We start from the raw sequence: 25539 nt of genomic DNA, 5'->3' as shown, positions 1-25539 counted from the left end.
TTTTGTTTGCAGGTTCGCAAGCGAACTTAACTAATAGTTCATTTTGTTCAGATTCGCTCAACTTAATCCGCTTATAATTTCAGGCTGTTGCGCACCGAGCTGACTTCATCCTTGCTCGCCTCGTAAGCTTGCGCCTGGCCTGCGTATGAAAATACATAGGCTTTATCGACATCCACCGCCCCCACTAATGTTTGCGACAGCACATGCCGCCCATTCTCGGTAATCACACATGTAGTTTCCAGTGCGTCAAGACGGCTCAATGTGGTGGGGTGCATCTTGCTGCACACACTTTGATAACCGCCTTGGGCAAAGTCTTTCTGGATGGATTTGCGCATTTCCAGCAGTACGCCGGGAAGATTAACTTTATGTCCAGCTTCAATCGGTGTGCCGGTTAACTCCATCACCATCAAGGTTGCGCCATTTTCATCATTTTTGATCGCTCGCTGGCGCGACACCGCTTGCGGTTTTGCGGGCGTTTCGCCGTCAGGCACGATCTCCTCGACCTGCCAGCCGCTCGGCCAGTGGACCTCAGGCTCGGCGGCCAGCACGAACGGGCTGGACAACAACACACACACGGCGCTCAACAGCGGTTTACGAAACTCGATCATTGCGAAAAATACCCAAGGCTCAAGCGCCAAAGTTTGCAGCCCAGCCCCTGACGCTCGCAAGGGCCTTGTGCGCTTTTTCATTTGGCGCAGGCGGCGGGCCTTGCGTATCATGGCTCGGCTGCAAGGAGGCTGCCGCACGCCAAGGGACCGCTTTGCCCCATTTTTTCTGGAGGGCCCATGAGCCTGCACGAACTGAACACCTTCCCGGGCGTCACTGCCCAACCTGACACCGCAACCTCGAACTTCGTGTTCAACCACACCATGCTGCGGGTCAAGGACATCACCAAGTCGCTGGATTTCTACACCCGCGTCCTGGGCTTCTCCCTGGTTGAAAAACGCGACTTCCCGGAAGCCGAATTCAGCCTGTACTTCCTGGCCCTGGTGGACAAGGCCCAGATCCCGGCCGACGCCGCCGAGCGCACCCAGTGGATGAAGTCGATCCCGGGCATTCTGGAACTGACCCACAACCATGGCACCGAAAACGATGCCGACTTTGCCTACCACAATGGCAACACCGACCCGCGTGGCTTTGGTCATATCTGCATCTCGGTGCCGGATATTGTCGCTGCGTGCGAGCGTTTCGAAGCCTTGGGCTGTGATTTCCAGAAGCGCCTGACGGATGGCCGCATGAAGAGCCTGGCCTTCATCAAGGATCCGGATGCTTACTGGGTCGAGATCATCCAGCCAGCACCGATGTAAGCGCACAGCAAGAACGAAAAAAGCCCCATGATCATTCACGGGGCTTTTGGGTTTCCAGCGGCCAGGTTATGCCGGAGCCGAAGTACGAATCAGGTGATCAAAGGCACTCAGCGAGGCTTTTGCGCCCTCACCCACCGCAATCACAATCTGCTTATACGGCACAGTAGTGACGTCACCGGCAGCAAACACGCCTGGCAATGAGGTCTCGCCACGGGCATCGACGATAATCTCGCCGCGCGGGGCCAACTCTACCGTGCCTTTGAGCCAATCGGTGTTGGGCAGCAAACCGATCTGAACAAAGATACCTTCCAGCTCGATGGTCTTGAACTCGCCACTGTCGCGGTCTTTGTAAGCAAGGCCGGTGACTTTCTGGCCATCACCTTTGACTTCGCTGGTCAGCGCGCTGGTAATCACATCCACGTTCGGCAGGCTGTAGAGCTTGCGCTGCAATACCGCATCGGCGCGCAACTTGCTGTCGAACTCGAGCAAGGTGACGTGACTGACGATGCCGGCCAGGTCGATGGCCGCTTCCACGCCGGAGTTACCGCCGCCGATCACCGCCACACGCTTGCCCTTGAACAACGGGCCATCGCAGTGCGGGCAGAAGCACACGCCCTTGGCCTTGTATTCCTGCTCACCGGGTACGCCCATCTCTCTCCAGCGGGCGCCAGTGGCCAGGATCACGGTCTTGGACTTGAGGGTCGCACCGCTTTCGAAGCGAATCTCGTGCAATTCACCGGGGTTTTTCGCCGGGATCAGGCTACTGGCGCGCTGCAGGTTCATGATGTCCACGTCGTACTGGCGCACATGCGCTTCCAGCGCGCTGGCCAGTTTCGGCCCTTCGGTTTCCTGTACCGAGATAAAGTTCTCGATGGACATGGTATCAAGCACCTGGCCACCAAAACGTTCAGCCGCCACACCGGTACGGATACCTTTACGGGCTGCGTAGATGGCAGCCGAAGAACCGGCTGGGCCGCCGCCGACAACCAATACGTCGAACGCCTCTTTGGCACTGATTTTTTCGGCAGCTTTCTCGCTACCGCTGGTGTCGAGCTTGGCGAGGATTTCTTCCAGGCCCATGCGGCCCTGGCCGAAGTTCACGCCGTTCAAGTAGACACTCGGCACGGCCATGACCTGGCGCTCGTCGACTTCGGCCTGGAACAGAGCGCCGTCGATGGCGACGTGGCGGATGTTCGGGTTCAGCACAGCCATCAGGTTCAGCGCCTGGACCACGTCCGGGCAGTTCTGGCATGACAGCGAAAAATACGTCTCGAAGCTGAACTCGCCTTTGAGGGCGCGAATCTGTTCAATCACTTCGACACTGGCCTTCGAGGGGTGGCCACCGACTTGCAGCAGGGCCAACACCAACGAAGTGAATTCATGGCCCATAGGGATGCCGGCGAAACGCAAGCTGATATCGGCACCCGGGCGGTTGATGGAGAACGATGGCCTGCGCGCATCATCGCCATCGGTTTTCAGGGTAATCAGCGTGGTGAGGCTGGTTACGTCCTGCAAAAGGGCGAGCATTTCCTGGGATTTCGCGCCGTCGTCGAGGGAGGCGACGATCTCGATCGGCTGGGTGACCCGTTCCAGGTATGACTTCAACTGAGCTTTAAGATTGGCGTCCAACATACGGGCGATTTCCTATTCATTCGGTTTATTGCAGACAAAAAAACGCCCGAGCGAATCTCGCCCGGGCGTTTTGAGGGCGGATGCAGCTTACTTAAGTGCGGATTCCCGCCCTTGATAGGTCTTCACAGACTTAGATCTTGCCGACCAGGTCCAGGGACGGAGCCAGGGTGGCCTCGCCTTCTTTCCACTTGGCTGGGCACACTTCGCCTGGGTGGGCAGCGACGTACTGAGCGGCCTTGATCTTGCGCAGCAGCTCGGAAGCGTCACGGCCAACACCACCGTCGTTCAGTTCAACGATCTTGATCTGACCTTCTGGGTTGATCACGAAAGTACCGCGGTCTGCCAGGCCAGCTTCTTCGATCAGCACGTCGAAGTTGCGGGAGATGGTCAGGGTTGGGTCGCCAATCATGGTGTACTGGATTTTGCCGATGGCTGGCGAAGTGTTGTGCCAGGCAGCGTGGGCGAAATGGGTGTCGGTGGAAACGCTGTAGATTTCGACGCCCAGTTTCTGGAATTCGGCGTAGTTGTCAGCCAGGTCTTCCAGTTCGGTTGGGCAAACGAAGGTGAAGTCGGCTGGGTAGAAAAACACGACCGACCACTTGCCTTTCAGGTCAGCGTCGGACACATCGACGAAGCTGCCGTTTTTGAAAGCGGTCGCTTTAAACGGTTTTACTTGGCTGTTGATGATAGGCATCGTTGACTCTCCGTCAGGGGTTAAGAAGTTGATGGGGTGAATCCTACCGGCTCTCTCGGTCGATGGCTCATTGGCAAACCTGATGCTGACGATTGGTTTTCCCTATCAGGTGACTGTATTAATAGAAGAAATCTCAAATCAGCGGTTGGGTCGCCAGGGTCATGCCGAGAAACGGCGTTGCTTCAACATAGCGCATGGCGGATTTCATGTCGCTCCAGCCGACGTAACTCATCAGCGACTTCAAATCCCAGCCACTGCGATGAGCCCAGGTGGCGAAACCTCGACGCAGGGAATGGCTGGTGTATAGCTCGGCGGGGATGCCTGCGCGCTCAAGGGCCTGGCGCAATAACGGAATCACGCTATTGGGGTGCAACCCCTCCTCGCCCAGGTTGCCCCAGCGGTCGATCCCGCGGAAGACCGGGCCGCGCACCAGGGCCGAGGCGCTGAGCCATTCGCTGTAGGCCTGCACCGGGCACAGGCGCAGCAGTGCCGGCGTCTGGTAGGTCTTGCCGAGGTTGTCCCGGTCACTTTTGCTACTCGGCAAATACAGGCTGATGCCCGCCCCGGGCACGGCTTGGACATGCTCGATACTTAATCGGCAAAGTTCATCACTGCGAAACCCTCGCCAGAAGCCCAGCAGGATCAGCGCAGTGTCGCGCTTGGCGCGCAGCAATCGGGGCTGGTCCTGGTGCTCGATGGCGTGTTTTGCTTCAACCTCAAGAGCGCTGATCACCTGTTCCAATTGCTTGAGCTGCAAGGGTTCGGCTTGCTTTTCACGTACCGGGTGTACGGCACGAATGCCCTTGAGCACCTTGCGCACCACCGGCGCCTTGGTCGGGTCGGCAAACCCTTGGCTGGTATGCCACTGCGCCAGGGCCGAGAGCCGTAGCTTCAACGTGTTCACTGCCAACACCCCGGCATGTGCCACCAGGTAACGCGCAACGCTGTCGCTGGTCGCAGGCAGGAACCCTCCCCAACTCACTTCGAAGTGCTCGATGGCCGCACGGTAGCTGCGGCGCGTGTTGTCGCGGGTGGCGGCGTTGAGATATCGATCCAGGTCGCTCATGGGGGCTTTTCGTACCGCTGATAGTTGGATTGGCGCTGAAAACCGCTATGACACGGGATAATACGCCAATATCCCATCTGTTAAATCATGAATTTCAACGATTTTTTATCCGTGATATAGTACGTATATACATACCATGTACCACAGTACTAAATCGACGGAGACCCCATGGCTCGCGGCGGCATAAACAAAGCAGTAGTCCAAACGGCACGCCTGGCGATCCTCGCTCGTGGCGAAAACCCCAGCATCGATGCCGTGCGCATCGAAATGGGCAATACCGGCTCGAAAACCACGATTCATCGCTACTTAAAGGAGCTGGACGAGAGCGAAACCCGGTTGACGATCACTCAAGCGCCGATTGATGACGAGCTTGGCGAACTGGTCGCACGCCTGGCCCAGCGCCTGAAAGAGAAAGCCCAGGAGCCCATTGATCTGGCACTGGCGCAGTTCGAGCAACACAAAGCCGCCCTGCTCGCCCAGGTTGAAGCCCTTGAAGAGGCGCACCACCAACTCAAGCAGCAATTTGATATCCAGGCCGCCGCCCTCGCAGATGAAAGTGCCGCCCTGCAAACCGCCAGCACCAGCCTGCAGACTGAGCAAACCCGTAACGCCGGGCTAAGCCAGGCGTGCAGCGATTACGAGCTGAGGATCAGCGACAAGGACGAGCAGATTCGCTCCCTGGAAGAAAAGCACTTGCACGCCCGCGATGCCCTTGAGCATTACCGCAATGCAATCAAGGAGCAGCGTGAGCAGGAACAGCGACGCCATGAAGGCCAGCTGCAACAGGTGCAGGCTGAGCTGCGCCAGGCCCAGCAAAGCGCATTGGTACGCCAGGATGAGATCACCCAGCTGCATCGGGATAATGAACGCCTGTTGATTGAGCAGCGAGTCACGGCCAAGGAACTGAATGCGCTGCAAGAACAGGTCCGCAAGGATCAGGCCGCACAACTCAAGCTGAACGAACAGTTCAGTCGGATCGACAGTGAGCGCACCTTGCTCCAGGAGCGCCTGCGGGTGGCCGTCCAGGACAGCCAGTCACGTCAGGAGGCATTACTTGAACACCAGCAGCACAACAAGGCGCTTGAACTGGAACTGGCCAAGGCCCAGAGCAGTATCGAAGCGTTGCGCCTGGCAGCCGTCGTTGCAACGGCGCCAGAGGCAACGGAGCAGGCCTGATCAGTCGGCCACAGGCGTGCGCATGGTGACGAATTCTTCCGCCGCCGTAGGATGCACGCCAATAGTCTCGTCGAAATGCTGCTTGGTCGCGCCCGCCTTGAGCGCGATCGCCAGGCCTTGCACGATTTCACCGGCGTCTGGGCCGACCATATGGCAACCCAGCACTTTGTCAGTGTCGGCATCAACCACCAGCTTCATCAGGGTCTTTTCCTGACAGTCGGTCAGGGTCAGCTTCATCGGCCGGAAACGGCTTTCAAAAATCTGCACGTTGTGCCCTTTCTTGCGCGCCTCTTCTTCCGTCAAGCCAACCGTGCCGATATTCGGCAGGCTGAATACCGCCGTCGCGATGTTGGTGTAATCCACCGCACGGTATTGCTCGGGTTTGAACAGGCGCCGCGCCACGGCCACGCCTTCAGCCAGGGCAACCGGCGTCAGTTGCACACGACCAATCACATCGCCAATCGCCAGGATTGAGGGCTCGGCGGTCTGGTAAAGATCATCTACCGCGACAAAACCGCGCTCATCCAGTTCGACGCCAGTGTTTTCCAGGCCCAGGTTATCCAGCATCGGGCGCCGGCCAGTGGCATAGAACACGCAGTCGGCTTCCAGCACGCGACCATCCTTCAAGGTTGCCTTGAGGCTGCCATCGGCCTGCTTGTCGATACGCTCGATGTCGGCATTGAACTGCAGGTCCAGGCCGCGCTTGGTCAGTTCTTCCTGTAAATGTTTGCGCACCGAGCCATCAAACCCGCGCAAGAACAAATCGCCGCGATATAGCAGGGAAGTCTGCGCACCCAGGCCGTGGAAGATGCCGGCAAACTCAACTGCAATGTAACCACCACCCACCACCAGTACACGTTTAGGCAGCTCTTTCAGGAAGAACGCCTCATTGGAACCAATGGCGTGCTCACGTCCTGGAATTTCAGGAATCTGCGGCCAGCCACCCGTGGCGATCAGGATGTGCCTGGCGGTAAAACGCTCACCGTTGATCTCTACCTGATGCGCGTCAACCAGACGTGCATGCCCCTCATGCAGGGTTACGCCGCTGTTGACCAGCAGGTTGCGATAGATGCCATTGAGGCGATTGATCTCGCGGTCCTTGTTGGCAATCAGGGTCGCCCAATCAAAGTTCGCCTTACCCAAGGACCAGCCGAAACCGCTGGCCTGTTCGAAATCCTCGGCAAAATGCGCGCCGTACACCAACAGCTTCTTCGGCACGCAGCCGACGTTCACACAGGTGCCGCCCAGATAGCGGCTCTCCGCCACGGCCACCTTGGCACCAAAGCCCGCGGCAAAGCGCGCCGCGCGAACGCCGCCGGAACCGGCGCCAATTACATACAGGTCAAAATCGTAGGCCATTTCATTCTCCTCGGCAGGACGCCAGCATACCGACTTACATGGGGCTGAAAAACGAAAAAGCCACCCGGAGGTGGCTTTCTCTTGAAACAGGCAGGCAAGCGTGAATCAGTAAGCCTTGCCAGTCTTGTAGAAGTGCTCGTAGCAGAAGTTGGTTGCCTCGATGTAGCCTTCGGCGCCACCACAGTCAAAACGCTGGCCTTTGAACTTGTAGGCAATCACGCAACCGTCTTTGGCCTGCTTCAACAGGGCGTCGGTGATCTGGATTTCACCGCCCTTGCCTGGCTCGGTTTCTTCGATCAGCTTGAAGATGTCCGGGGTCAGGATGTAGCGACCGATGATCGCCAGGTTCGACGGCGCGTCTTCCGGCGCTGGCTTCTCGACCATGTCGCGTACGCGGATCAGGCCGTCGCCAATATCGTCACCGGCGATGACACCGTACTTATTGGTTTCGGTTGGGTTGACTTCCATGACTGCAACGATGGTGCAGCGGTATTTCTGGTAAAGCTTGACCATCTGGGTCAGTACGCCGTCGCCTTCCAGATTCACACACAAGTCATCGGCCAGGACTACAGCGAACGGCTCGTCACCGATCAGCGGGCGCCCGGTGAGGATGGCATGACCGAGGCCTTTCATCTGGGTCTGACGGGTGTAGGAGAACGAGCACTCGTCGAGCAATTTACGGATGCCGACCAGGTACTTTTCCTTGTCGGTGCCCTTGATCTGGTTTTCCAGCTCGTAGCTGATGTCGAAGTGGTCTTCCAGCGCGCGCTTACCACGACCGGTCACGATGGAGATCTCGTTCAAGCCGGCATCCAGGGCCTCTTCGACGCCGTACTGGATCAGTGGCTTGTTCACCACCGGCAGCATCTCTTTGGGCATGGCTTTGGTCGCTGGCAAGAAGCGAGTGCCGTAACCGGCTGCTGGGAACAAGCATTTCTTGATCATATGAGTCCTTACAAAGGGCTGTGCGTACGGAATTCGGCGCAGTCTAATCAGGCCGCAGTCACCTTACAATGGGTCCTGCTGGCGTTGCGATAGCAACATAGAGAAAAAATGTCGGCGTAAGTTCCGCTGATCCTACAAAGGGCGGCACCGACGGCCAACCGATACAAAGCTTGATACCTTGTTTAAAAGGGTCCAAACCGTTTTAGCACGCTTTTCCGAGTCCGGCACTAACCTGCAACAACTTGCACGCCCCAGTACCATTTGGCGCTATCATTGACGGCTTGAACCAGACCACGAGATTGTTAATAGATGTCAGAACCAAAAGGCGTAAACGGCTACCTGATCACGCAACGAGCAGACGGCTGGCACCTGATCAACTTCCACGGCGACAGCGTCGCCGGGACATTCCCAACCGAGCAATTGGCGATCGCGGTAGCCGAGGTTTTTGTAGATGAAGCGGGCCATGCGTCGAGCAAACGGCCCAAGGGCAAGTAAGGCACATGGCCCTGCGCATGAAGCCCCGATACAAGGGGCTTTTTTGTGTTTGCCTGTACCTAGATGGCAGTTCGCTATAATCTTCAACAAACGCCCCACGACAGTGTCAGCGTGCCCCTCCAATACCCTTGACGACGACCCTAACATGAACAAACTCATGGCACTGACTGCCGTACTGGCGCTGGCTGGCTGCACCACTACCTCCGACACCTTCCTGAAAAATGGCGAGCAGGGCTTGACCATCGACTGTTCGGGCGAGGCCAATTCATGGGCCAGTTGCTACGAAAAAGCCGATGCCTCCTGCGCGGGCACCGGTTACCGCATCGTCGGTACCAATGGCACGCCTGCCCTCAAGGAAAGCGACAAGACCCTGGGCCAGGATGTGGGCAACTTCAAAGGTCGCAGCGTGGTGGTGGTGTGCAAGTAAGCCGTGGCGCTACAGGTGTACTTCGGCAAACTTGATGCCCAGGCCCCGCAGGATCTCTATCAGGTCATCCAGGCGCGGGAATGATTCGACCTCATCCTGATCATCGACCAGGAAGTAACTGCGCCCACCGCTTTTCTTGAAAAAAACGATCCATTCGCCCAGATCCGCGGGGTTCTGGATGACATGGGTCGCCGAAATCTGACCTTCAGCATGACGGGCTTTGACGTGTTCTCGTTTCATAACGGGCTTTCCAGAAAGGACAAATGCCGCTCGAACCCTAGGTTTGAGCGGCATCTTTGCAGTGAATGCCCGACAGTTTAACGGATGCCCTGCCCGTTCAGCACGAACACACAACCAAAAAAGCCCCCATCCATCCAGGATGGGGGCTTTTTTATCGGGGCAGTGCGTGGGACGAACCTGGGCTCAGCCGGAAATGCAGTCTTCCCCGGCTTTCTTCACGTCACCGGGCCGGATCGGCACATTGGACATGCTCTCATAGAGCTTGATGCTACTACCGCTGGAGCGGTCTTCGATTTCGAAGATCGCCGACGGGTCTGCCGAGAATTTCTGCGGCACAATCACCTGAAAACCGTCTTTATGGGGCTCGATCTGCGGCGGCCGACGGGTTGCCTCCAATTTGCGCACAACACACGCCGCATATTCCTGCGGCTTCTTCCCTGAGATGACCACCAATGTTGGCGGGGTCTGCTTGATATCTGCAACCGAAGCACACCCACCTATTGCCAAGGCCAGCACCAACACACTCCACTTCATACTAAAACCTCCGATAAAGACCCTACGACAGCGGGGATGGTAATTTTCTCCCACCAACGTAGGATTTATCTCTGATAACACGGTAAATAACTGTTTTAAATTGTCGAAGTCGTCGACGACGGCCCGATAATAAACGCGCTGGGGCTGATAAACTCCATATTAACCTACGTATCGTTCTGATTTTTCAGAAAAAGCCCTTCTGGAGACACCCCCATGAAATTCATCCACCAGCGTGAGCACCTCAACGAGGGCGACATTGTTGTCATCGAGTGCTCGCAAACCTGCAACATTCGCCTGATGAGCGATGCGAACTTTCGCAGCTTCAAAAATGGCGGCCGCCATACCTACCACGGTGGCGCATTCGATCAATTCCCGGCCAAGATCACCGCACCCAGCACCGGGTTCTGGAACATCACCCTGGATGTGGTGACCCGTCGCGCTATCAGCGTGACGCGCAAGCCGGCGCTGTCCCACAAGATCCGCATCGTTCGTCGCACCAGCACCAAGCTGAGCTGACCCGAACACCTGACAGGAAAAAAGCAGTGACCCCTACGACCAAATACGTCATCAAGTACAAACTCAACGGCGAACGCCGCTTTGAATTTGCCCAGCTGGAAACCAACAGCGTCGAAGAAGCCAAGCAAGCGTTGGCGAAAATTCATGATGCCAGTGACGAAATCACCGACATCAACGTGAGCAAGGCGCTGTAAGCCATGTCAGGGCCTACCGCCGATCTGTTCGCCGAGGATGCCCTGCAACAGCCGGCCGGGCGCGAGCAGATTGGTGAAGAGTCCTACGTGCTAAGGGGCTACGCCCTGCCCTGGATTGAGCGCTTGCTGCCCGAGTTGCGGCGTATCCTGGCCCAATCACCGTTTCGGCAGATGGTCACGCCCGGTGGCTTCACCATGTCGGCAGCGCTCAGCAGTTGCGGCGAGTTGGGCTGGACCACCGACAGCCGCGGCTATCGCTACAGCCCTCTCGACCCACGCAACCAGCAACCCTGGCCGGCCATGCCCGACACGTTGCGCCAACTGGCCGTGGCGGCGGCAACCGAGGCCGGCTTCAGCGGCTTTTCGCCCGACGCCTGCCTGATCAACCGTTATGTGCCGGGGGCAAAGATGTCCCTGCACCAGGACAAGAACGAGCGCTGCTACAGCGCGCCCGTGGTCTCGGTGTCCCTGGGCCTGCCGGCGGTTTTCCTGTTCGGTGGCCATGAGCGCAGTGACAAAACGCAAAAGGTCTCGCTGTTCCATGGCGATGTGGTGGTCTGGGGCGGCGTTGATCGCCTGCGTTTTCATGGGGTGATGCCGATCAAGGACGGCGTGCATCCCGTCATGGGCCCGCAACGCATCAATCTGACCTTTCGCACGGCTGGCTAATTTGACCGCAAGCTTCGGAGTGTTGTACGTGACCGGCGCGGTTAATCTGCCCGTGAACCGTCAAGAGTGCAGGCCATGAACAATGAACACGATCCGCGCTGGGCCGCCATCATCACCCGCGATGCCAAGGCAGACGCGCTGTTTGTCTATGGCGTGAAAACCACTGGCGTGTATTGCCGGCCCAGCAGCGCCTCGCGTTTACCGCGCCCGGAAAATATCGAATTCTTCGACACCCCGGCGCAAGCGGAGGCCGCAGGTTATCGTCCCAGCAAACGTGCGGCCGGCGACCAGACCCAACTGGCTGCCCAGCATGCGCAGTTAGTCGCCGACGCCTGCCGGCAGATCGAACTGGCCGAAACGCCACCGAGCCTGCAAGCGCTAGCCCGCCAGGCGGGGTTGAGTCCATTCCACTTCCATCGCGTGTTCAAAGCCAGCACCGGCCTGACGCCCAAGGGTTACGCCAGTGCCCTGCGTTCGCGCAAAGTCCGCGATGGCCTCAAGGGCCAGCATTCGGTGACCGACACGCTGTATGACGCCGGCTTCAACTCCAACAGCCGCTTCTATGAAGCCGCTGATCAATTGCTCGGCATGAAGCCCCGTGATTACAAAGGCGGCGGCGCCAATAACACCATTCGATTTGCTGTGGGCCAATGTTCGCTGGGAGCGATCCTGGTGGCGCAGAGCCAAACTGGCGTGTGTGCAATCTTGCTCGGGGATGATCCGGACACACTGGTGCGCGACCTGCAAGATCAGTTCCCCAAGGCCGAACTGGTTGGCGCGGACCAGGGTTTCGAGCAGTTGGTCGCCCAAGTTGTAGGGTGTGTCGAAGCTCCCGCCCTGGGCCTGGATTTGCCCTTAGACCTGCGCGGCACGGCCTTTCAAGAGCGAGTGTGGCAGGCATTGCGCGAAATCCCGGTGGGCAGCACCGCCAGCTATGCGCAGATAGCCGAGCGTATCGGTGCACCCAAATCCTTTCGCGCCGTGGCCCAGGCCTGTGGAGCCAATCACCTGGCGGTGGCGATTCCCTGCCATCGCGTGGTGCGCAGCAATGGCGAGCTGTCGGGTTACCGTTGGGGGGTCGAGCGCAAGCGTCAGTTGCTGGAGCGCGAAACACCGCGTTGAAACCCGAGCCCCACAAAACACCGCTTTCGTCCAGTGAATAAAACAGACTGGCCGGCTGCCAAGGGCCCTGCTAAAACAGCGAAATGCCTTACTAACGCTGGAGACGCACCCCATGAGCACCTGGCCAGACACCCGTATTCTCGACCTGTTGGGCATTGATGTGCCGATCATCCAGGCCCCGATGGCCGGCGCGACGACCACCGCCATGGTCATCGCCGCCCATCAGGCCGGCGCACTCGGCTCAATGCCTGCCGCCGCGTTGAGTATCGAGCAACTGCGCGATGCCTTGTCTTTAATCCGCCAGGCCAGTACACGGCCCCTGAATGTGAACTTCTTCTGTCATCAGCCGCCCGAAGCCGATGAAGAACGGGACCGCCGCTGGAAGGATTTGCTGCAACCCTACTACCGTGAACTGGGTGCCGATTTTGACGCGCCGACGCCTGTGTCGAATCGCGCACCGTTCAACGACGCAGCTTGCCAAGTGGTTGAAGAATTTCGTCCGGAGGTCGTGAGCTTTCACTTCGGCCTGCCGGAAAAATCCTTGCTGGACCGGGTAAAAGCCACCGGCGCCAAGGTGCTGTCATCGGCCACCACTGTCGAGGAAGCGCTCTGGCTGGAAGAGCACGGCTGCGACGCGATTATCGCCATGGGCATTGAAGCCGGTGGGCACCGAGGCCTGTTTCTCAGCGACGACCTCAACAGCCAGATCGGTTTGATGGCCCTGGTGCCGCAGATTGTCGATGCGGTCAGCGTGCCGGTGATTGCCGCAGGCGGCATCGGCGATGCGCGCGGTATCGTCGCGGCCATGGCCCTGGGCGCCTCGGCGGTGCAGATTGGCACGGCGTACCTGTTCACTCCCGAAGCCAGCGTGACCGCCGCCCATCACCACGCGCTGCGCCATGCCCAGGCGAGCGAAACCGCACTGACCAACCTGTTCACCGGGCGCCCGGCCCGGGGCATCGTCAACCGCGTGATGCTTGAGCTCGGCGCGATCAACCTGGCCGCCCCGGCGTTCCCCACAGCCGGTGGTGCATTGATACCGCTCAAGGCCAAGGATGAAGCAGGCTTCAGCAACCTGTGGGCTGGCCAGGCTCTGGGCCTGGGCAAAGACTCGTCCACTTATGCGCTGACCCGCGAATTGGCCGAGCAGGCATTGGACAGGCTGACGCGCAACTGACGTCAGGGACAACTTTGCACTGTACCGGCAATGGCCAACCGCTATATATTCCTATACATAGCGGTTGAGCCTTCCACCTATAACAAGCCGTACACACCCAAGGAGTTTCTTCATGATGATTCGCGCTTCACGCCTGGCCCCCCTGCTTGCCGTCTTCGCCTTGGGTTCGGCCCAGGCTGATGAAGTGCAGGTGGCTGTAGCCGCCAACTTCACCGCACCGATCCAGGCGATTGCCGCCGACTTCGAAAAAGACACCGGCCACAAGCTGGTTGCAGCGTATGGCGCAACCGGGCAGTTCTACACCCAGATCAAGAACGGTGCGCCGTTCGAAGTGTTCCTCAGCGCAGACGACACCACCCCGCAAAAGCTCGAAGCCGAAGGCGCTACCGTCAAGGGTTCGCGCTTTACCTATGCGGTCGGCACCCTGGCGCTGTGGTCAGCGAAGGAAGGCTACGTGGACGCCAACGGTGACGTGCTGAAGCAAAACCAGTTCAAGCACCTGTCTATCGCCAACCCCAAAGCCGCGCCCTACGGCCTGGCCGCCACCCAAGTGCTGGCCAAGGAAGGTTTGACCGAGCAGGTCAAGGACAAGCTCGTCGAGGGGCAGAACATCACCCAGGCCTATCAGTTCGTGTCCACCGGCAATGCCGAGTTGGGCTTTGTTGCCTTGTCGCAGATCTATAAAGACGGCAAAGTCACCAGCGGTTCGGCGTGGATTGTTCCAGCATCGATGCATGACCCGATCAAACAGGACGCCGTGATCCTCAATAAGGGCAAAGACAGCGCCGCCGCCAAGGCCCTGGTTGACTACCTGAAAGGGCCGAAAGCTGCTGCGGTTATCAAATCCTACGGTTACGAGTTGTAAATGCCCCTATCGAGTGCTGATTTTTCCGCGATCTGGTTGACCATCAAGCTGGCGTCACTGACCACCGTGATCCTGTTGATCATCGGCACTCCGATTGCCCTGTGGCTGTCGCGCACCACCTCGTGGTGGCGCGGCCCCATTGGTGCAGTGGTCGCATTACCGTTGGTGCTGCCGCCAACGGTCATAGGTTTCTACTTGCTGTTGACCATGGGGCCCAACGGTTACTTCGGCCAGTTCACCCAGTGGCTGGGCCTGGGCACCCTGACCTTCAGTTTCGCCGGGCTGGTGATCGGCTCGGTGATCTACTCCATGCCGTTCGTGGTGCAGCCGTTGCAGAATGCCTTCTGCGCCATCGGCACACGCCCGCTGGAGGTGGCCGCGACTTTGCGCGCCAACCCTTGGGACACGTTTTTCACGGTGATCCTGCCCCTGGCGCGCCCGGGGTTTATCACCGCGTCGATTCTTGGCTTTGCCCATACCGTCGGCGAGTTCGGCGTGGTGCTGATGATCGGCGGCAATATCCCGGACAAGACCCGTGTGGTCTCAGTGCAGATCTATGACCACGTCGAAGCCATGGAATATGCCCAGGCCCATTGGCTGGCCGGCTCCATGGTGGTGTTCGCGTTCCTCGTGTTGCTGGCACTGTATTCCAGCCGTAAAACCAAGATGGGCTGGAGCTGATCGCGATGATGGATGTACGCCTGCACCTGAAGTACGCCGCCTTCGCGCTGGATGTAGACCTGCAATTGCCCGGCCGTGGCGTGACCGCTCTCTACGGGCATTCCGGCTCCGGCAAGACCACCTGCCTGCGTTGTATCGCCGGTTTGGAGCGCGCCGAAGAGGGTTTTGTGCAAATCAACGATGAGGTCTGGCAAGACAGCCAGAAAGGGCTGTTTGTGCCAGCGCATAAACGCGCCTTGGGTTATGTGTTCCAGGAGGCCAGCCTGTTTCCCCATCTGTCGGTGCGTGCCAATCTGGAGTTCGGCCTCAAGCGCATTCCACGTCAGCAACGGCGTGTGGACATGGCCCAGGCCACCGAGCTGCTGGGCATCGGCCACCTGCTTGAGCGTCACCCGCAACACCTGTCCGGTGGCGAACGCCAACGCATCGGCATCGCCCGTGCACTGCTCACCAGCCCCAGGTTGCTGTTGATGGATGAACCGCTGGCGGCCCTGGACAGCAAACGTAAAAGCGAGATCCTGCCTTACCTGGAACGGCTGCACGACGAACTGGATATCCCGGTGCTGTACGTCAGCCATGCCCAGGATGAGGTCGCGCGCCTGGCCGACCATATCGTCTTGCTCAGCGACGGCAAGGCGCTGGCCAGCGGGCCCATCGGCGAAACTCTGGCGCGCCTCGACCTGCCACTGGCCCTCGGCGACGATGCCGGCGTGGTCATCACCGGCAGCGTGATTGCCTATGACGCGCACTATCAGTTGCTGACCTTGCAACTACCCGACTGCCCGTTGCAGATCCGCGTGGCCCATGCGCCGCTGGCGGTGGGCAAACAGCTGCGGGTCAAGGTCCAGGCACGGGATGTAAGCCTCAGCCAGCAGGCGGAGGAACACAGCAGCATCCTCAATCGGCTGCCGGTGATCGTCACCCAGGACATTGCCGCGGACAACAGTGCCCATGTGCTGGTGCGCCTGGACGCAGGCGGCACGCCATTGCTGGCACGCATCACACGTTTCTCCCGGGACCAGTTGCACGTGCATCCGGGCCAAGCGTTGTGGGCGCAAATCAAGGCGGTGGCGGTGCTGGCGTAACCAATTGGCACGACCGCCAGAGGCTGCGGTCAATCAGACATACCGGCCTGATTTGTTGCCTAGGAACCCGCACCATGCCTGACTCTTCGCTGCCCGCCGACCTGCCCCGCGACCTGCATTACGTTGACGATACCCAGCCTGGCATCCGCCGCAAAAAGCTGCGGGGCAAGTTCCAGTACCTGGATGCAAAAGGTGAACGCATCACCGATGCCGATGAAATCAAACGCCTGAACGCCCTGGCGGTGCCGCCCGCCTACACCGATGTGTGGATCTGCGCCGACCCTCGCGGCCATCTGCAAGCCACCGGCCGCGATGCCCGTGGCCGCAAGCAATACCGCTACCACTCACGCTGGCGCGAAGTACGTGACAGCGACAAGTACTCGCGGTTGCAGGCCTTCGGCACTGCCTTGCCCAAATTGCGCAAACAGCTGGAAGCGCAAATCGCCGAGCCGGGGTTTACTCGCGAAAAGGTGCTGGCGACCGTGGTGATGTTACTCGACGCCACCCTGATCCGCGTCGGCAATACCCAGTACGCCCGCGAGAATAAATCCTACGGTCTGACCACCCTGCGCAATCGACATGTGGACATCAAGGGCAGCGAAATCCAGTTCCAGTTCCGTGGGAAGAGCGGGGTCGAGCATCAAATCAGCGTCAAGGATCGACGCCTGGCCAGGGTGGTCAAGCGCTGCATGGAGCTGCCTGGGCAGAACCTGTTCCAGTACCTGGATGAAGATGGCGAGCGGCATACCGTCAGTTCCCACGACGTCAACGCCTACCTGCACGAGCTGACCGGCGAAGACTTTACCGCCAAGGACTACCGCACCTGGGCCGGCACTGCAATGGCGTTGGCGGTATTGCGTGAGTTGGCGTGGCAGCCGGAGTCTGACGCCAAGCGGCATGTGGTGGCGATGGTCAAGGACGTCTCCCGGCAGTTGGGCAATACGCCGGCTGTGTGTCGCAAGTGCTATATCCACCCTGCGGTGCTTGAGCATTTCAGCCTCGGTGAGTTGTCGAAGCTGCCCAAGCCGCGGGTGCGCAAAGGCCTGAAGGCCGAGGAAGTGGCCCTGGCGATGTTCCTGGAAAAATTGGCCGAAGACTTGCCGCATAAAGCCAAGGTGGGTTAGCCTCTGCGTCCCTTCTGACTCACGGGATGACCGCCGACGTGAACAACTAAGCCTTCCAAAATGTATCTGCAACGAGCCGCCTGGCGCGCTTGTTGGCCTGTTCGACATTTTTTTGGAGGTGCTGATGACTGACGTCAACCGGCTGCCCGCGCTTGTTTCCCTGCAACACGTGTCTTTCCAGTTCGCCAATGGCGAAACCTTGCTGGAGGACCTGAACCTGTCCATTGATCACACCCCCACCGGCATTGTCGGGCGCAATGGGCGTGGCAAAAGTATCCTGGCGAAATTGATGGCCGGACTACTGCTGCCCTCCTCCGGCACCTTGAAAACACCCGCCAACGTCGCCTATGTGCCCCAGGCGTTGAGGGTCCAAGCGGGAGAAACGGTTGCCCATATCACCGCAACCGCCCCCGCCTTGGCCGCGCTCGAGCGTATGGCTCGAGGTGAAGCGCAGGTCTGTGATATGGAGCTGATCGGCGATCGCTGGGACCTGGCCGAGCGCTTGCGCCTGGCACTGGATGCGGCGGGTTTGCCAACTGTCAACGCCAGCACGCAGGCCGATCAACTCAGCGGCGGCCAATTGGCCAGGGTCGCAGTGATCGGTGCGTTGCTGGCGGCGCCGCAGTTGCTGATTCTGGACGAACCCAGCAACCACCTCGACAGTGCCGGGCGCGCTTGGCTGCTACGTGTGCTGGGCGATTGGCGCGGCGGCCTGGTGATGGTCAGCCATGATCGGCAGTTACTCAATGCCATGGGGCGCATCATCGAATTGTCGCCTCTTGGCGTAGAGGTCTACGGCGGCAACTACGACGCCTATCGCCAGCAACGGGAGACGCAACAGCAGGCCGCCATCGCGGCCTGGGAACATGCGCGCCAGACACGTAGCCGTGAGCGTCGGCGCCTGCAAAAACACCATGACAGCCTGCAGCGCAACGCCGCACGCTCGCGCAAACACGCCGAGACTGCCAACGTCGACCGCTTTACCAAAGCGCGCTGGAAAGGCGCCGCTACGGAGATCGTCAGCACGGTGCGCAGTGCGCATCACGAGCACAAACACCAACTCGATGCAAAGGTGCGCCAGGCCTACGAGCGCGTGGTGGATGAGACGCCCACCCTGCTCGCCTTGCCAGCCTCGGCAGTACCCAATGGCCGGCAAGTACTGGCCCTGGAGCGTGCGCAACTGCCCTGGCTCGATCCGCTGGCGCCCGCAAGCTATCTGACGATCAACCTGGCGGGGCCTGCGCGTGTCGCCGTGCGCGGGCCCAACGGCTGCGGTAAGTCCACCTTGCTCAAGTTGCTCGCAGGTCAATGGCAGGCCGTGAGTGGCGGGTGCACGGTGGCGGTGCCCGGCGCCTATCTCGATCAGCACCTGGCGCTGCTGGACGACCGGCATAGCATCATCGTGCAACTCAACCGGCTCGACACCCCGCTGGCCGAAGCCGAACTGCGTACGCGCCTGGCCTTGCTGCAACTGGACGCCTTGCGGGTCACACAACCGATGGGGCAACTCAGCGGCGGCGAGCGTCTGAAAGCGGCGATGGCCGTTGCCCTTTGGCGGAAGATACCCGCGCAGTTACTGCTGTTGGATGAACCCACCAATCACCTGGACCTGGAATCGGTGCTCGCCTTTGAACAGGCATTGAAAGGCTTCAGCGGCGCAATGCTGGCGGTTTCCCACGACGAGGCGTTTCTACAGGCGCTCGAGCCGACTCATCTTTTGACGTGGTACAGCACTGGCTGGCAACTGGAGCATGCCTGAGGTCATTGCGCGCCCACGCAAAGCGTCCTACGGTAGTGGCCGGATAATCTCATCGAGGAAACCGGCCCCATGCTGCCTTCGTCCCGCAAGCCTTACACCAATGTCACGCTCGCCCATCGACAGCGCTGGCGTGGACGGGTGGGCATGATGCTGGTGGCTTGCCTGTCAGTGCTGGCGGGCATGACCGATGCCATCGGCTTTATGGCCAGCGGCGATTTTGTCTCGTTCATGAGTGGTAACACCACGCGCCTGGCGGTGGCCATCAGCGCCGGCGACCTCGGGCTCACCGGGCGCCTGGTGCTGCTGGTCGCCACCTTTGTGGTCGGCAACGCATTGGGCGTGGTGGTCAGCCGTTTCAGCAAGCGCCACGCGTTGCCACTGTTGCTGTGCATCGGTGCCTTGCTCTGCGGCGCGGCGCTGTGGCCATCGACAGAGACCTTGCCCGCTTTGCTGGCGGCGATTATCGCCATGGGCATGCTCAACGCGGCCGTCGAGGAAGTGAACGGTTTGCCAGTGGGGCTCACCTACGTCACCGGCGCGCTATCACGCTTTGGTCGCGGGCTGGGGCGCTGGCTATTGGGCGAACGCCGCAATGGCTGGCGCGTGCAATTGATTCCCTGGGCCGGAATGTTTATCGGCGCGGTGATCGGGGCACTGCTGGAGCAGCAGATGGGCTTGCGCGCACTGTGGGTCAGTGGTGCATTGGCGGGATTACTGGGGCTGGTGACACTGATGATTCCGCGCCGCTGGCAACTGGGTTTCATGCCACGCTGAGGCGAAACAAAGAGGTGCTCGCCCGACGTTTAAGCCTCGACATCCGTGTACCGGTAAAGAGCCATCGCGTCGAGCGAGCGAGTGAATCATAAGACAATGCCCGGCGGCTGTCCTGCCAGGCGTTTCGGAATATGACTAAGGCAACGTATTACAGACAAGTGGCGAGGGCAGCCAAGCGGCGTTTGGCTGGCATATTGTCTTCGGCTGCATAGTACTTGACGGTAGAACCCGCCCCAGTGCTTTGTACATCGGCAAAGTAGTCGCCACCCGTGGTGTAGACCGTGAAACCACCAGCCTCGGTGGGCTCCTTGAAACCGCCGGCGTCAACGCCAAACACGCTTTCATCCTGCCAGCCGAACTGGATGCATTGGGCAACCACCAGGGTGGTCTTGTCCGATGCCAAAGTTTTGTAGGGGCTGCCGGCGCGTGCCTCTTTCATCTTCGAGCCCGCGCAACCGGCCAGTGCTGCCAGTACCAATGCGCCAATTACCACCTTGTGCATGCCATTGCTTCCTTGGAAAAACCGTGACTCTACCATTGTGCTGGCGCCAACTGACGCGCCCATGAACTTTGTTTCACTGTGAAGGGCAAACTTGCCGCCTATAGTGGCCAAGCTCATTTTCAAGAAGCGTCCCTTCTGCCCGCCCTCCCGCGGGCTTTTTTTTGCCTGGGTGTCAGAGCCACCAACGAAACAGATAGAACAGCGCCATGCTCAGCAACACGGTGATCAACACGCTGCGCGTCCAGAACATCAACGCCACGGCGCAGATACCGGCCAGCAAGTAAGGGTTGGTCGGGCTCAGGTTGAGCTGATGGTCAGCCAGAAAAATAATCGGCCCGCAGATCGCCGTGAGCATGCCCGGCACGGCGAAACCCAGGAACTCACGGGCGCCGCGATTGAGCCGCACCGGCAGGCGCGGTTCGAGAAACACATAGCGGTTGAAAAACACCACCAGGCCCATGGCCACAATCATCAAGTAGATCATCGCTGCCCCACTCCCAGGCGCTTGCAGGCAAACCCTGCGCTCATCCCCAACACCCCCGAAACCACCACCGCCGATTCCCAGTGCAGGTAACTCAACCATACCGAGCACAGCAGCGAAACGGCGACGCACACCACCGTGGGCACATCGCGTACCACTGGCGTGATCAAGGCGATAAAGGTCGCGGCAATCGAGAACTCCAGCCCCAACTGGTCCAGCCCGGGAATGCTTTTGCCCAGCACAATGCCAGCCAGAGTGAAGAGGTTCCAGATGATATAAAACGTCAGGCCGACGCCCAGGGCATACCAACGATTGAAGGTCTCGCGGTCATAGTGGTTGACCAGCGCGAAGAACTCATCGGTCAGCAGAAAACCCAGGCTCATGCGCCAGCGGGTATTGAGCGAAGACAACGTGGGCCGCATGTGCATGCCATACAGCAGATGCTGGGAGGTCAGCAACAAAGTGGTCAGCACAATGGAAATCAGGCTGGCGCCGCTCTTGACCATGCCGATTGCCACCAACTGCGCCGCACCGGCAAACACAATGGCGGACAAGCCTTGGGCTTGCAGCGGGGTAAATTGCGCGTCGATGGCCATGGACCCGGCGAGCAATCCCCAGGGCGCGCAGGCCAGGGACAAGGGAATGACGGCGATGGCGCCGCGTGTGAAGGCGTAATGAGGTAATGCAGTGGGCATGGAAACGGCTCATCGACAGACAGTCGACAAGCATGCCAGCACCATAAAGCGCTTGTCTTGAACGATCTTGCTCAGGCGAGCTTTACCGAGACCTGCTCCACCGAATCCCGCGCTTCGCGCAGTTCGTAGGCATCCTGGTTCAGCCGGTGGATGGTGTTGAGCAGGCGTTGACGCAGCACTTCATCGCTGAGTTTTTCGACGGCACGCATCAGGTCGAACGCCGCGGTTTCGTTATTTTCCGCGACGGAATCCAGGGTCTTGCGCAGGTTGCGAGTGGCACGGGTCACGCAGGTTCTTCCTTCTTCAGCAATGGGCGGGCACTTTAGGACATTTGTGTTTCAGTTTAATTTCAAACAGTTGTGGCTGTTTCCAGGGCATTTGATCCATATCAAATGAAACAAGGTTTGACTGAAATATATGGAAATACGTATATTCGGATAAACATATATATAGGCCTTGGCCATGTCGGATCTTCTCTGCCCTCCCTCCTTGTTCAAATGCCTGGCCGATGCCACCCGCGCACGGCTGACCCTGTTGATCTTGCGCGAAGGCGAACTTTGCGTGTGTGAACTGATCCATGCTCTGGACGACAGCCAGCCAAAAGTCTCCCGCCACCTGGCGCAATTGCGCAGTTGCGGGCTGCTGCTGGACCGTCGCCAAGGGCAATGGATCTACTACCGCATCAATCCGGCCCTGCCCACCTGGGTCAAACAGGTGCTGGACACCACCCTGCAAGCCAACCAGCCATGGTTGCAGAACGACGCGCTGCGTCTGGATGCAATGGGCGACAGACCACAACGGACCAGCACCTGCTGCTGAGCCATCGGAGCGTTTATTCATGCTTGTCGCAAGTGCGATTTTCTTAATCACCATTGTGCTGGTCATCTGGCAGCCCAAGGGCCTGGGCGTGGGTTGGAGTGCCAGCCTGGGTGCGATCCTGGCCCTGGGCTGCGGGGTGATCAGCCTGGCGGACATTCCGGTGGTCTGGCACATCATCTGGAACGCCACCGGCACCTTTGTCGCGCTGATCATCATCAGCCTGCTACTCGACGAGGCCGGGTTCTTCGCCTGGGCCGCCCTGCATGTGGCGCGTTGGGGGCGTGGCCGCGGCCGGCGGTTGTTTGCCTATATGGTGCTGCTCGGTGCCCTGGTATCGGCGCTGTTTGCCAACGACGGCGCGGCGCTGATTCTGACCCCCATCGTGATGTCGATGCTGCTGGCCTTGCGCTTTTCTCCGGCGGCGACCCTGGCATTCGTCATGGGCGCCGGGTTTATCGCCGATACGGCGAGCCTGCCGCTGGTGGTGTCGAACCTGGTCAACATCGTCTCGGCGGACTATTTCAAGATCGGCTTCAACGAATATGCCGCCGTGATGGTGCCGGTGAACCTGGTCAGCGTCGCCGCGACACTGGCGGTGCTGCTGTGGTTTTTCCGCCGGGATATTCCACAGACCTACGACCCGGCCGACCTTGACGACCCCGCCAGCGCCATCCATGACCGTGCGACCTTTCGCGCCGGCTGGTGGGTACTCGGCATTTTGCTGGTGGGCTGTTTTGCCTTGGAGCCGCTGGGCATTCCCATCAGTGCGATTTCCGCAGCATGTGCCGTGTTGCTGCTGGTGATTGCCGCCAAAGGCCACAAGATTTCCACGCGCAAAGTCCTCAAGGAAGCGCCCTGGCAGATCGTGATCTTTTCACTGGGCATGTACCTGGTGGTATACGGCCTGCGAAACGCTGGCCTGACCGACTACCTCGCGACCTGGCTCGACACCTTCGCCACCTACGGTGTGTGGGGCGCCGCCATGGGCACTGGCGTACTAACGGCGCTGCTCTCATCGGCGATGAATAACCTGCCGACGGTGTTGATCGGTGCATTGTCCATCGAGTCCAGCCATGCCGTGGGCGTGGTCAAGGACGCAATGATCTACGCCAACGTGATCGGCAGCGACCTGGGCCCGAAAATCACTCCTATCGGCAGCCTGGCGACTTTGCTATGGCTGCATATCCTGGCACGCAAAGGCATCACCATCACCTGGGGTTACTACTTCAAGGTCGGCATCGTACTGACCTTACCGGTGCTGTTGATCACCCTCGCCGCTCTTGCCCTGCGCCTGAGCGTCTAAAGGAGACGGCAATGAAAGTACTGTTCATGTGTACCGCCAACAGTTGCCGTAGCATCCTGTCGGAGGCGATGTTCAATCATTTGGCGCCGGCTGGCTTTGAGGCAATCAGCTCGGGCAGCTTCCCTAAAGGCCAGGTCTTGCCCCGCAGCCTGAGCACGCTGCAGGCGGCGGGTATCAGCATCGAACGCTTGTACAGCAAGGGCAATGACGCCTTTGAAGGTAGCCCTCCGGATATAGTCATCACCGTGTGCGACAACGCGGCTGGGGAAGCATGCCCCGTGTATTTCGGCTTGGCGGTGAAGGCGCATTGGGGGCTGCAAGACCCTTCGCACATGCGCGGTGATGAAGCCCAGGTAGACGCTGCATTCAAAGCCACCCTCGACATTATCGCCGCTCGATGCGAGGCGTTTTTTGCGCTGCCCTTTGCAAGCCTCAGCTCGGATGAATTGAAGGTTGAACTCGAGCGTATAGCCTTGAAACCGACCGGTTTTCAAGTCGAACCTGAAAGAAATGTGGGTCACCCTGTGGGCCATTCAAATCTGCATGGTTTCCTAACCCCGCGCTGACGTATGCTTTTGCACTTTCCTGAAAGGACGCAGGCATGCTGACGATCTTTTTCTACGCACTGGTATTCGGTTTTGTGTTTTGCCTCTCCCCCGGCGCGGTGCTGGCAGAAACGCTGCGTCGTGGCTTACTCCACGGTTTCACACCGGCGCTGCTGGTGCAGTTCGGCTCGCTGGTGGGCGACGCCGTCTGGGCAGTGATTGGCCTCACCGGTATCGCGCTGCTGATCCAGCATGACGCCGTGCGGGTGCCATTGACGATCGTCTGTGCGCTGTACCTGGCGTGGCTGGGCATCCGCAGCCTGATCGATGCCTGGCAGTTGCCCGCAACCGACGACGCACCGGCCAGTTCCCGGCAAAATGCGTTGGCCGTCGGCGCCGCGATCTCCTTGGCCAATCCGAAGAACATCGTGTACTGGGGCGCCCTGGGGAGTGCCTTGTCCGGCATCGTCGGCGCCACGCCCAGCCACGGGCAGACCCTGATGTTTTTTGCCGGTTTCATGCTGGCGTCGGTGCTCTCGTGTTTTCTGATCGCCGCGCTGGTGAACCTGCTGCGCAAGAACGCATCACCGCTGTGGCAGCGTGTCAGTTATGCGGCCTGCGGTTTGGTATTGATCTACCTGGCAATACTCGCCGCCCAGGGTATATGAAGTTATATATCCAGCAACTTCCGAGTGCCTCTTATCTGAATGAACTCTGAACACGGGTTAATTTAATTAATCATGCGTTGACATTCTGTTACCGCCTGAGTAGATTGCCCGTGCCCGCAACTGGGGCCTTTTTTAAACCTCACAAAAGAAGCCAATGGACACAGTATCTAGTCGCTGTCCGAGCGCCGTATCAGCGGGCATCGGGCGCCAAACCCAGAATATGACAGGACTCGCCTTCCAGGTCCGGTAAGCTGCGCTAGAGCTCGATGCTCCACCGTAACTGCCTCACCGGTCGCTGTCCGGTCCCGAGGTGTGTTATGACCTTCCCATTCATTGCTTTGCCCGATGTACCGACACTGGCCGCAGCCTTGCGCGCCAAGCTGTGCCGCGCGCCCGTGGGCTTTTCGCCCACTCGCTCGGCCTTTGTTGCACCCTCCCCCCAAGTGCGCCCGGCACCACCGCTGGCGCACTGGCGTATTTGCCCTGACAGCGGCCAACTGGTGCAGCACTGGGATCACGCCGACCCTCAAGACCCGCAGAGACCCAAGGTTTCCAGCCTGGCGCAAGCTAGCTTGATGCTCGGTCTTTACGTGAGCGCTCGCGCCGCCTGACCTGGCTGGAAACAGCAACTTTCTTATTAATACCCTGGAGTTCTTTATGAACACGTCCAGTAGTAGCCCGCTGC

The 25539-nt window shown here is 59.4% G+C and carries 32 protein-coding genes; 20 read left to right on the top strand and 12 right to left on the bottom strand.

What is annotated here, in order from left to right:
- Positions 1 to 71: 71 nt before the first annotated feature.
- Complete coding sequence (locus FRT59_RS18350) at positions 72 to 608, bottom strand: DUF4946 domain-containing protein (protein ID WP_153871934.1); 537 nt, start codon at positions 606 to 608, stop codon at positions 72 to 74.
- Between the two features lie 177 nt (positions 609 to 785).
- Between FRT59_RS18350 and gloA the strand changes: the two genes are divergently transcribed.
- Positions 786 to 1307: a lactoylglutathione lyase gene (gene gloA, locus FRT59_RS18345; RefSeq protein WP_034119640.1), complete on the top strand. Its 522-nt coding sequence runs from the start codon at positions 786 to 788 to the stop codon at positions 1305 to 1307.
- A gap of 66 nt (positions 1308 to 1373) precedes the next feature.
- On the opposite strand, the gene ahpF is transcribed toward gloA, so the two are convergent.
- From ahpF to FRT59_RS18330, 3 genes are all read right to left on the bottom strand, one after another.
- Positions 1374 to 2939, bottom strand: a complete 1566-nt coding sequence (ahpF, locus tag FRT59_RS18340; protein WP_153871933.1) for an alkyl hydroperoxide reductase subunit F — start codon at positions 2937 to 2939, stop codon at positions 1374 to 1376.
- 130 nt (positions 2940 to 3069) lie between these two features.
- Positions 3070 to 3633, bottom strand: a complete 564-nt coding sequence (ahpC, locus tag FRT59_RS18335; RefSeq protein WP_034119642.1) for an alkyl hydroperoxide reductase subunit C — start codon at positions 3631 to 3633, stop codon at positions 3070 to 3072.
- Positions 3634 to 3766: 133 nt separating this feature from the next.
- Positions 3767 to 4699 carry a site-specific integrase gene (locus FRT59_RS18330; protein ID WP_153871932.1) on the bottom strand — a complete coding sequence of 311 codons (933 nt, stop codon included), beginning with the start codon at positions 4697 to 4699 and terminating at the stop codon, positions 3767 to 3769.
- A 168-nt stretch (positions 4700 to 4867) separates the two neighbouring features.
- Between FRT59_RS18330 and FRT59_RS18325 the strand changes: the two genes are divergently transcribed.
- Positions 4868 to 5875, top strand: coding sequence for a DNA-binding protein (locus FRT59_RS18325; RefSeq protein WP_153871931.1), 1008 nt, complete (start codon positions 4868 to 4870; stop codon positions 5873 to 5875).
- Here the strand turns inward: FRT59_RS18325 and gorA are convergent, their stop codons facing one another.
- Together gorA and galU are read right to left on the bottom strand one after the other, a co-directional pair.
- A complete protein-coding gene (gene gorA, locus FRT59_RS18320; protein WP_153871930.1) occupies positions 5876 to 7234 on the bottom strand; it encodes a glutathione-disulfide reductase in 1359 nt (452 codons plus the stop codon).
- Positions 7235 to 7339: 105 nt separating this feature from the next.
- Positions 7340 to 8179 carry a UTP--glucose-1-phosphate uridylyltransferase GalU gene (galU, locus tag FRT59_RS18315; protein WP_003173830.1) on the bottom strand — a complete coding sequence of 280 codons (840 nt, stop codon included), beginning with the start codon at positions 8177 to 8179 and terminating at the stop codon, positions 7340 to 7342.
- Positions 8180 to 8488: 309 nt separating this feature from the next.
- Here galU and FRT59_RS18310 point away from each other — a divergent pair, with 309 nt between their 5' ends.
- Both FRT59_RS18310 and FRT59_RS18305 read left to right on the top strand, forming a co-directional pair.
- Complete coding sequence (locus FRT59_RS18310) at positions 8489 to 8674, top strand: hypothetical protein (protein WP_034119646.1); 186 nt, start codon at positions 8489 to 8491, stop codon at positions 8672 to 8674.
- A gap of 145 nt (positions 8675 to 8819) precedes the next feature.
- Positions 8820 to 9101, top strand: a complete 282-nt coding sequence (locus FRT59_RS18305) for a hypothetical protein (RefSeq protein WP_153839674.1) — start codon at positions 8820 to 8822, stop codon at positions 9099 to 9101.
- Positions 9102 to 9110: 9 nt separating this feature from the next.
- Here the strand turns inward: FRT59_RS18305 and FRT59_RS18300 are convergent, their stop codons facing one another.
- Positions 9111 to 9341: a hypothetical protein gene (locus FRT59_RS18300; protein ID WP_153871929.1), complete on the bottom strand. Its 231-nt coding sequence runs from the start codon at positions 9339 to 9341 to the stop codon at positions 9111 to 9113.
- 183 nt (positions 9342 to 9524) lie between these two features.
- Complete coding sequence (locus tag FRT59_RS18295) at positions 9525 to 9875, bottom strand: hypothetical protein (protein WP_034119649.1); 351 nt, start codon at positions 9873 to 9875, stop codon at positions 9525 to 9527.
- Between the two features lie 213 nt (positions 9876 to 10088).
- Between FRT59_RS18295 and FRT59_RS18290 the strand changes: the two genes are divergently transcribed.
- The 11 genes from FRT59_RS18290 (at position 10089) to FRT59_RS18240 (ending at position 19841) form a co-directional block, all read left to right on the top strand.
- Complete coding sequence (locus FRT59_RS18290) at positions 10089 to 10391, top strand: DUF1883 domain-containing protein (protein WP_034119651.1); 303 nt, start codon at positions 10089 to 10091, stop codon at positions 10389 to 10391.
- A 26-nt stretch (positions 10392 to 10417) separates the two neighbouring features.
- Positions 10418 to 10585: a hypothetical protein gene (locus FRT59_RS18285; RefSeq protein ID WP_198809740.1), complete on the top strand. Its 168-nt coding sequence runs from the start codon at positions 10418 to 10420 to the stop codon at positions 10583 to 10585.
- Between the two features lie 3 nt (positions 10586 to 10588).
- Positions 10589 to 11254: a DNA oxidative demethylase AlkB gene (gene alkB, locus FRT59_RS18280; RefSeq protein WP_034119652.1), complete on the top strand. Its 666-nt coding sequence runs from the start codon at positions 10589 to 10591 to the stop codon at positions 11252 to 11254.
- A 75-nt stretch (positions 11255 to 11329) separates the two neighbouring features.
- Positions 11330 to 12376, top strand: a complete 1047-nt coding sequence (ada, locus tag FRT59_RS18275) for a bifunctional DNA-binding transcriptional regulator/O6-methylguanine-DNA methyltransferase Ada (protein WP_153871928.1) — start codon at positions 11330 to 11332, stop codon at positions 12374 to 12376.
- Positions 12377 to 12488: 112 nt separating this feature from the next.
- The gene (locus tag FRT59_RS18270; protein ID WP_153871927.1) at positions 12489 to 13553 is read left to right on the top strand and encodes an NAD(P)H-dependent flavin oxidoreductase; all 1065 of its coding nucleotides are present in this window, start codon (positions 12489 to 12491) and stop codon (positions 13551 to 13553) included.
- 112 nt (positions 13554 to 13665) lie between these two features.
- Positions 13666 to 14418, top strand: a complete 753-nt coding sequence (gene modA / locus FRT59_RS18265) for a molybdate ABC transporter substrate-binding protein (RefSeq protein ID WP_153871926.1) — start codon at positions 13666 to 13668, stop codon at positions 14416 to 14418.
- Complete coding sequence (modB, locus tag FRT59_RS18260) at positions 14419 to 15099, top strand: molybdate ABC transporter permease subunit (RefSeq protein ID WP_153871925.1); 681 nt, start codon at positions 14419 to 14421, stop codon at positions 15097 to 15099. It abuts the gene before it with no gap.
- A gap of 5 nt (positions 15100 to 15104) precedes the next feature.
- Positions 15105 to 16184, top strand: a complete 1080-nt coding sequence (modC, locus tag FRT59_RS18255) for a molybdenum ABC transporter ATP-binding protein (RefSeq protein ID WP_153871924.1) — start codon at positions 15105 to 15107, stop codon at positions 16182 to 16184.
- 74 nt (positions 16185 to 16258) lie between these two features.
- The gene (locus FRT59_RS18250) at positions 16259 to 17308 is read left to right on the top strand and encodes a DNA topoisomerase IB (protein ID WP_034119658.1); all 1050 of its coding nucleotides are present in this window, start codon (positions 16259 to 16261) and stop codon (positions 17306 to 17308) included.
- 124 nt (positions 17309 to 17432) lie between these two features.
- Positions 17433 to 19067: an ABC-F family ATP-binding cassette domain-containing protein gene (locus tag FRT59_RS18245; RefSeq protein WP_153871923.1), complete on the top strand. Its 1635-nt coding sequence runs from the start codon at positions 17433 to 17435 to the stop codon at positions 19065 to 19067.
- Positions 19068 to 19136: 69 nt separating this feature from the next.
- Positions 19137 to 19841 carry a YoaK family protein gene (locus FRT59_RS18240; RefSeq protein ID WP_153839668.1) on the top strand — a complete coding sequence of 235 codons (705 nt, stop codon included), beginning with the start codon at positions 19137 to 19139 and terminating at the stop codon, positions 19839 to 19841.
- A 148-nt stretch (positions 19842 to 19989) separates the two neighbouring features.
- On the opposite strand, the gene FRT59_RS18235 is transcribed toward FRT59_RS18240, so the two are convergent.
- From FRT59_RS18235 to FRT59_RS18220, 4 genes are all read right to left on the bottom strand, one after another.
- A complete protein-coding gene (locus tag FRT59_RS18235) occupies positions 19990 to 20343 on the bottom strand; it encodes a hypothetical protein (protein WP_153871922.1) in 354 nt (117 codons plus the stop codon).
- 172 nt (positions 20344 to 20515) lie between these two features.
- On the bottom strand, positions 20516 to 20827 hold the full coding sequence (locus FRT59_RS18230; protein ID WP_153871921.1) for an AzlD domain-containing protein: 312 nt from the start codon (positions 20825 to 20827) through the stop codon (positions 20516 to 20518).
- Positions 20824 to 21519 carry an AzlC family ABC transporter permease gene (locus FRT59_RS18225; protein WP_034119663.1) on the bottom strand — a complete coding sequence of 232 codons (696 nt, stop codon included), beginning with the start codon at positions 21517 to 21519 and terminating at the stop codon, positions 20824 to 20826. Before FRT59_RS18225 ends, FRT59_RS18230 begins: the two co-directional genes overlap by 4 nt.
- Positions 21520 to 21590: 71 nt before the next feature.
- Complete coding sequence (locus FRT59_RS18220; protein ID WP_034119665.1) at positions 21591 to 21806, bottom strand: hypothetical protein; 216 nt, start codon at positions 21804 to 21806, stop codon at positions 21591 to 21593.
- 175 nt (positions 21807 to 21981) lie between these two features.
- On the opposite strand from FRT59_RS18220, the gene FRT59_RS18215 reads away from it, so the two are divergent.
- From FRT59_RS18215 to FRT59_RS18195, 5 genes are all read left to right on the top strand, one after another.
- Positions 21982 to 22338 carry a metalloregulator ArsR/SmtB family transcription factor gene (locus tag FRT59_RS18215; protein ID WP_153871920.1) on the top strand — a complete coding sequence of 119 codons (357 nt, stop codon included), beginning with the start codon at positions 21982 to 21984 and terminating at the stop codon, positions 22336 to 22338.
- Positions 22339 to 22357: 19 nt separating this feature from the next.
- Positions 22358 to 23641, top strand: coding sequence for an arsenic transporter (locus FRT59_RS18210; RefSeq protein WP_153871919.1), 1284 nt, complete (start codon positions 22358 to 22360; stop codon positions 23639 to 23641).
- Positions 23642 to 23652: 11 nt separating this feature from the next.
- Positions 23653 to 24207 carry an arsenate reductase ArsC gene (locus FRT59_RS18205; RefSeq protein WP_153871918.1) on the top strand — a complete coding sequence of 185 codons (555 nt, stop codon included), beginning with the start codon at positions 23653 to 23655 and terminating at the stop codon, positions 24205 to 24207.
- 35 nt (positions 24208 to 24242) lie between these two features.
- On the top strand, positions 24243 to 24854 hold the full coding sequence (locus FRT59_RS18200; protein WP_153871917.1) for a LysE family transporter: 612 nt from the start codon (positions 24243 to 24245) through the stop codon (positions 24852 to 24854).
- Positions 24855 to 25171: 317 nt separating this feature from the next.
- Positions 25172 to 25465: a hypothetical protein gene (locus FRT59_RS18195; protein WP_034119669.1), complete on the top strand. Its 294-nt coding sequence runs from the start codon at positions 25172 to 25174 to the stop codon at positions 25463 to 25465.
- The last annotated feature ends 74 nt before the right edge of the window (positions 25466 to 25539 follow it).

Source organism: Pseudomonas haemolytica, from assembly GCF_009659625.1.
Taxonomy (GTDB): Bacteria; Pseudomonadota; Gammaproteobacteria; order Pseudomonadales; family Pseudomonadaceae; genus Aquipseudomonas; species Aquipseudomonas haemolytica.
Note: the sequence above shows the minus strand (reverse complement) of the source record. Positions and strands in the feature narration are given on the sequence as shown.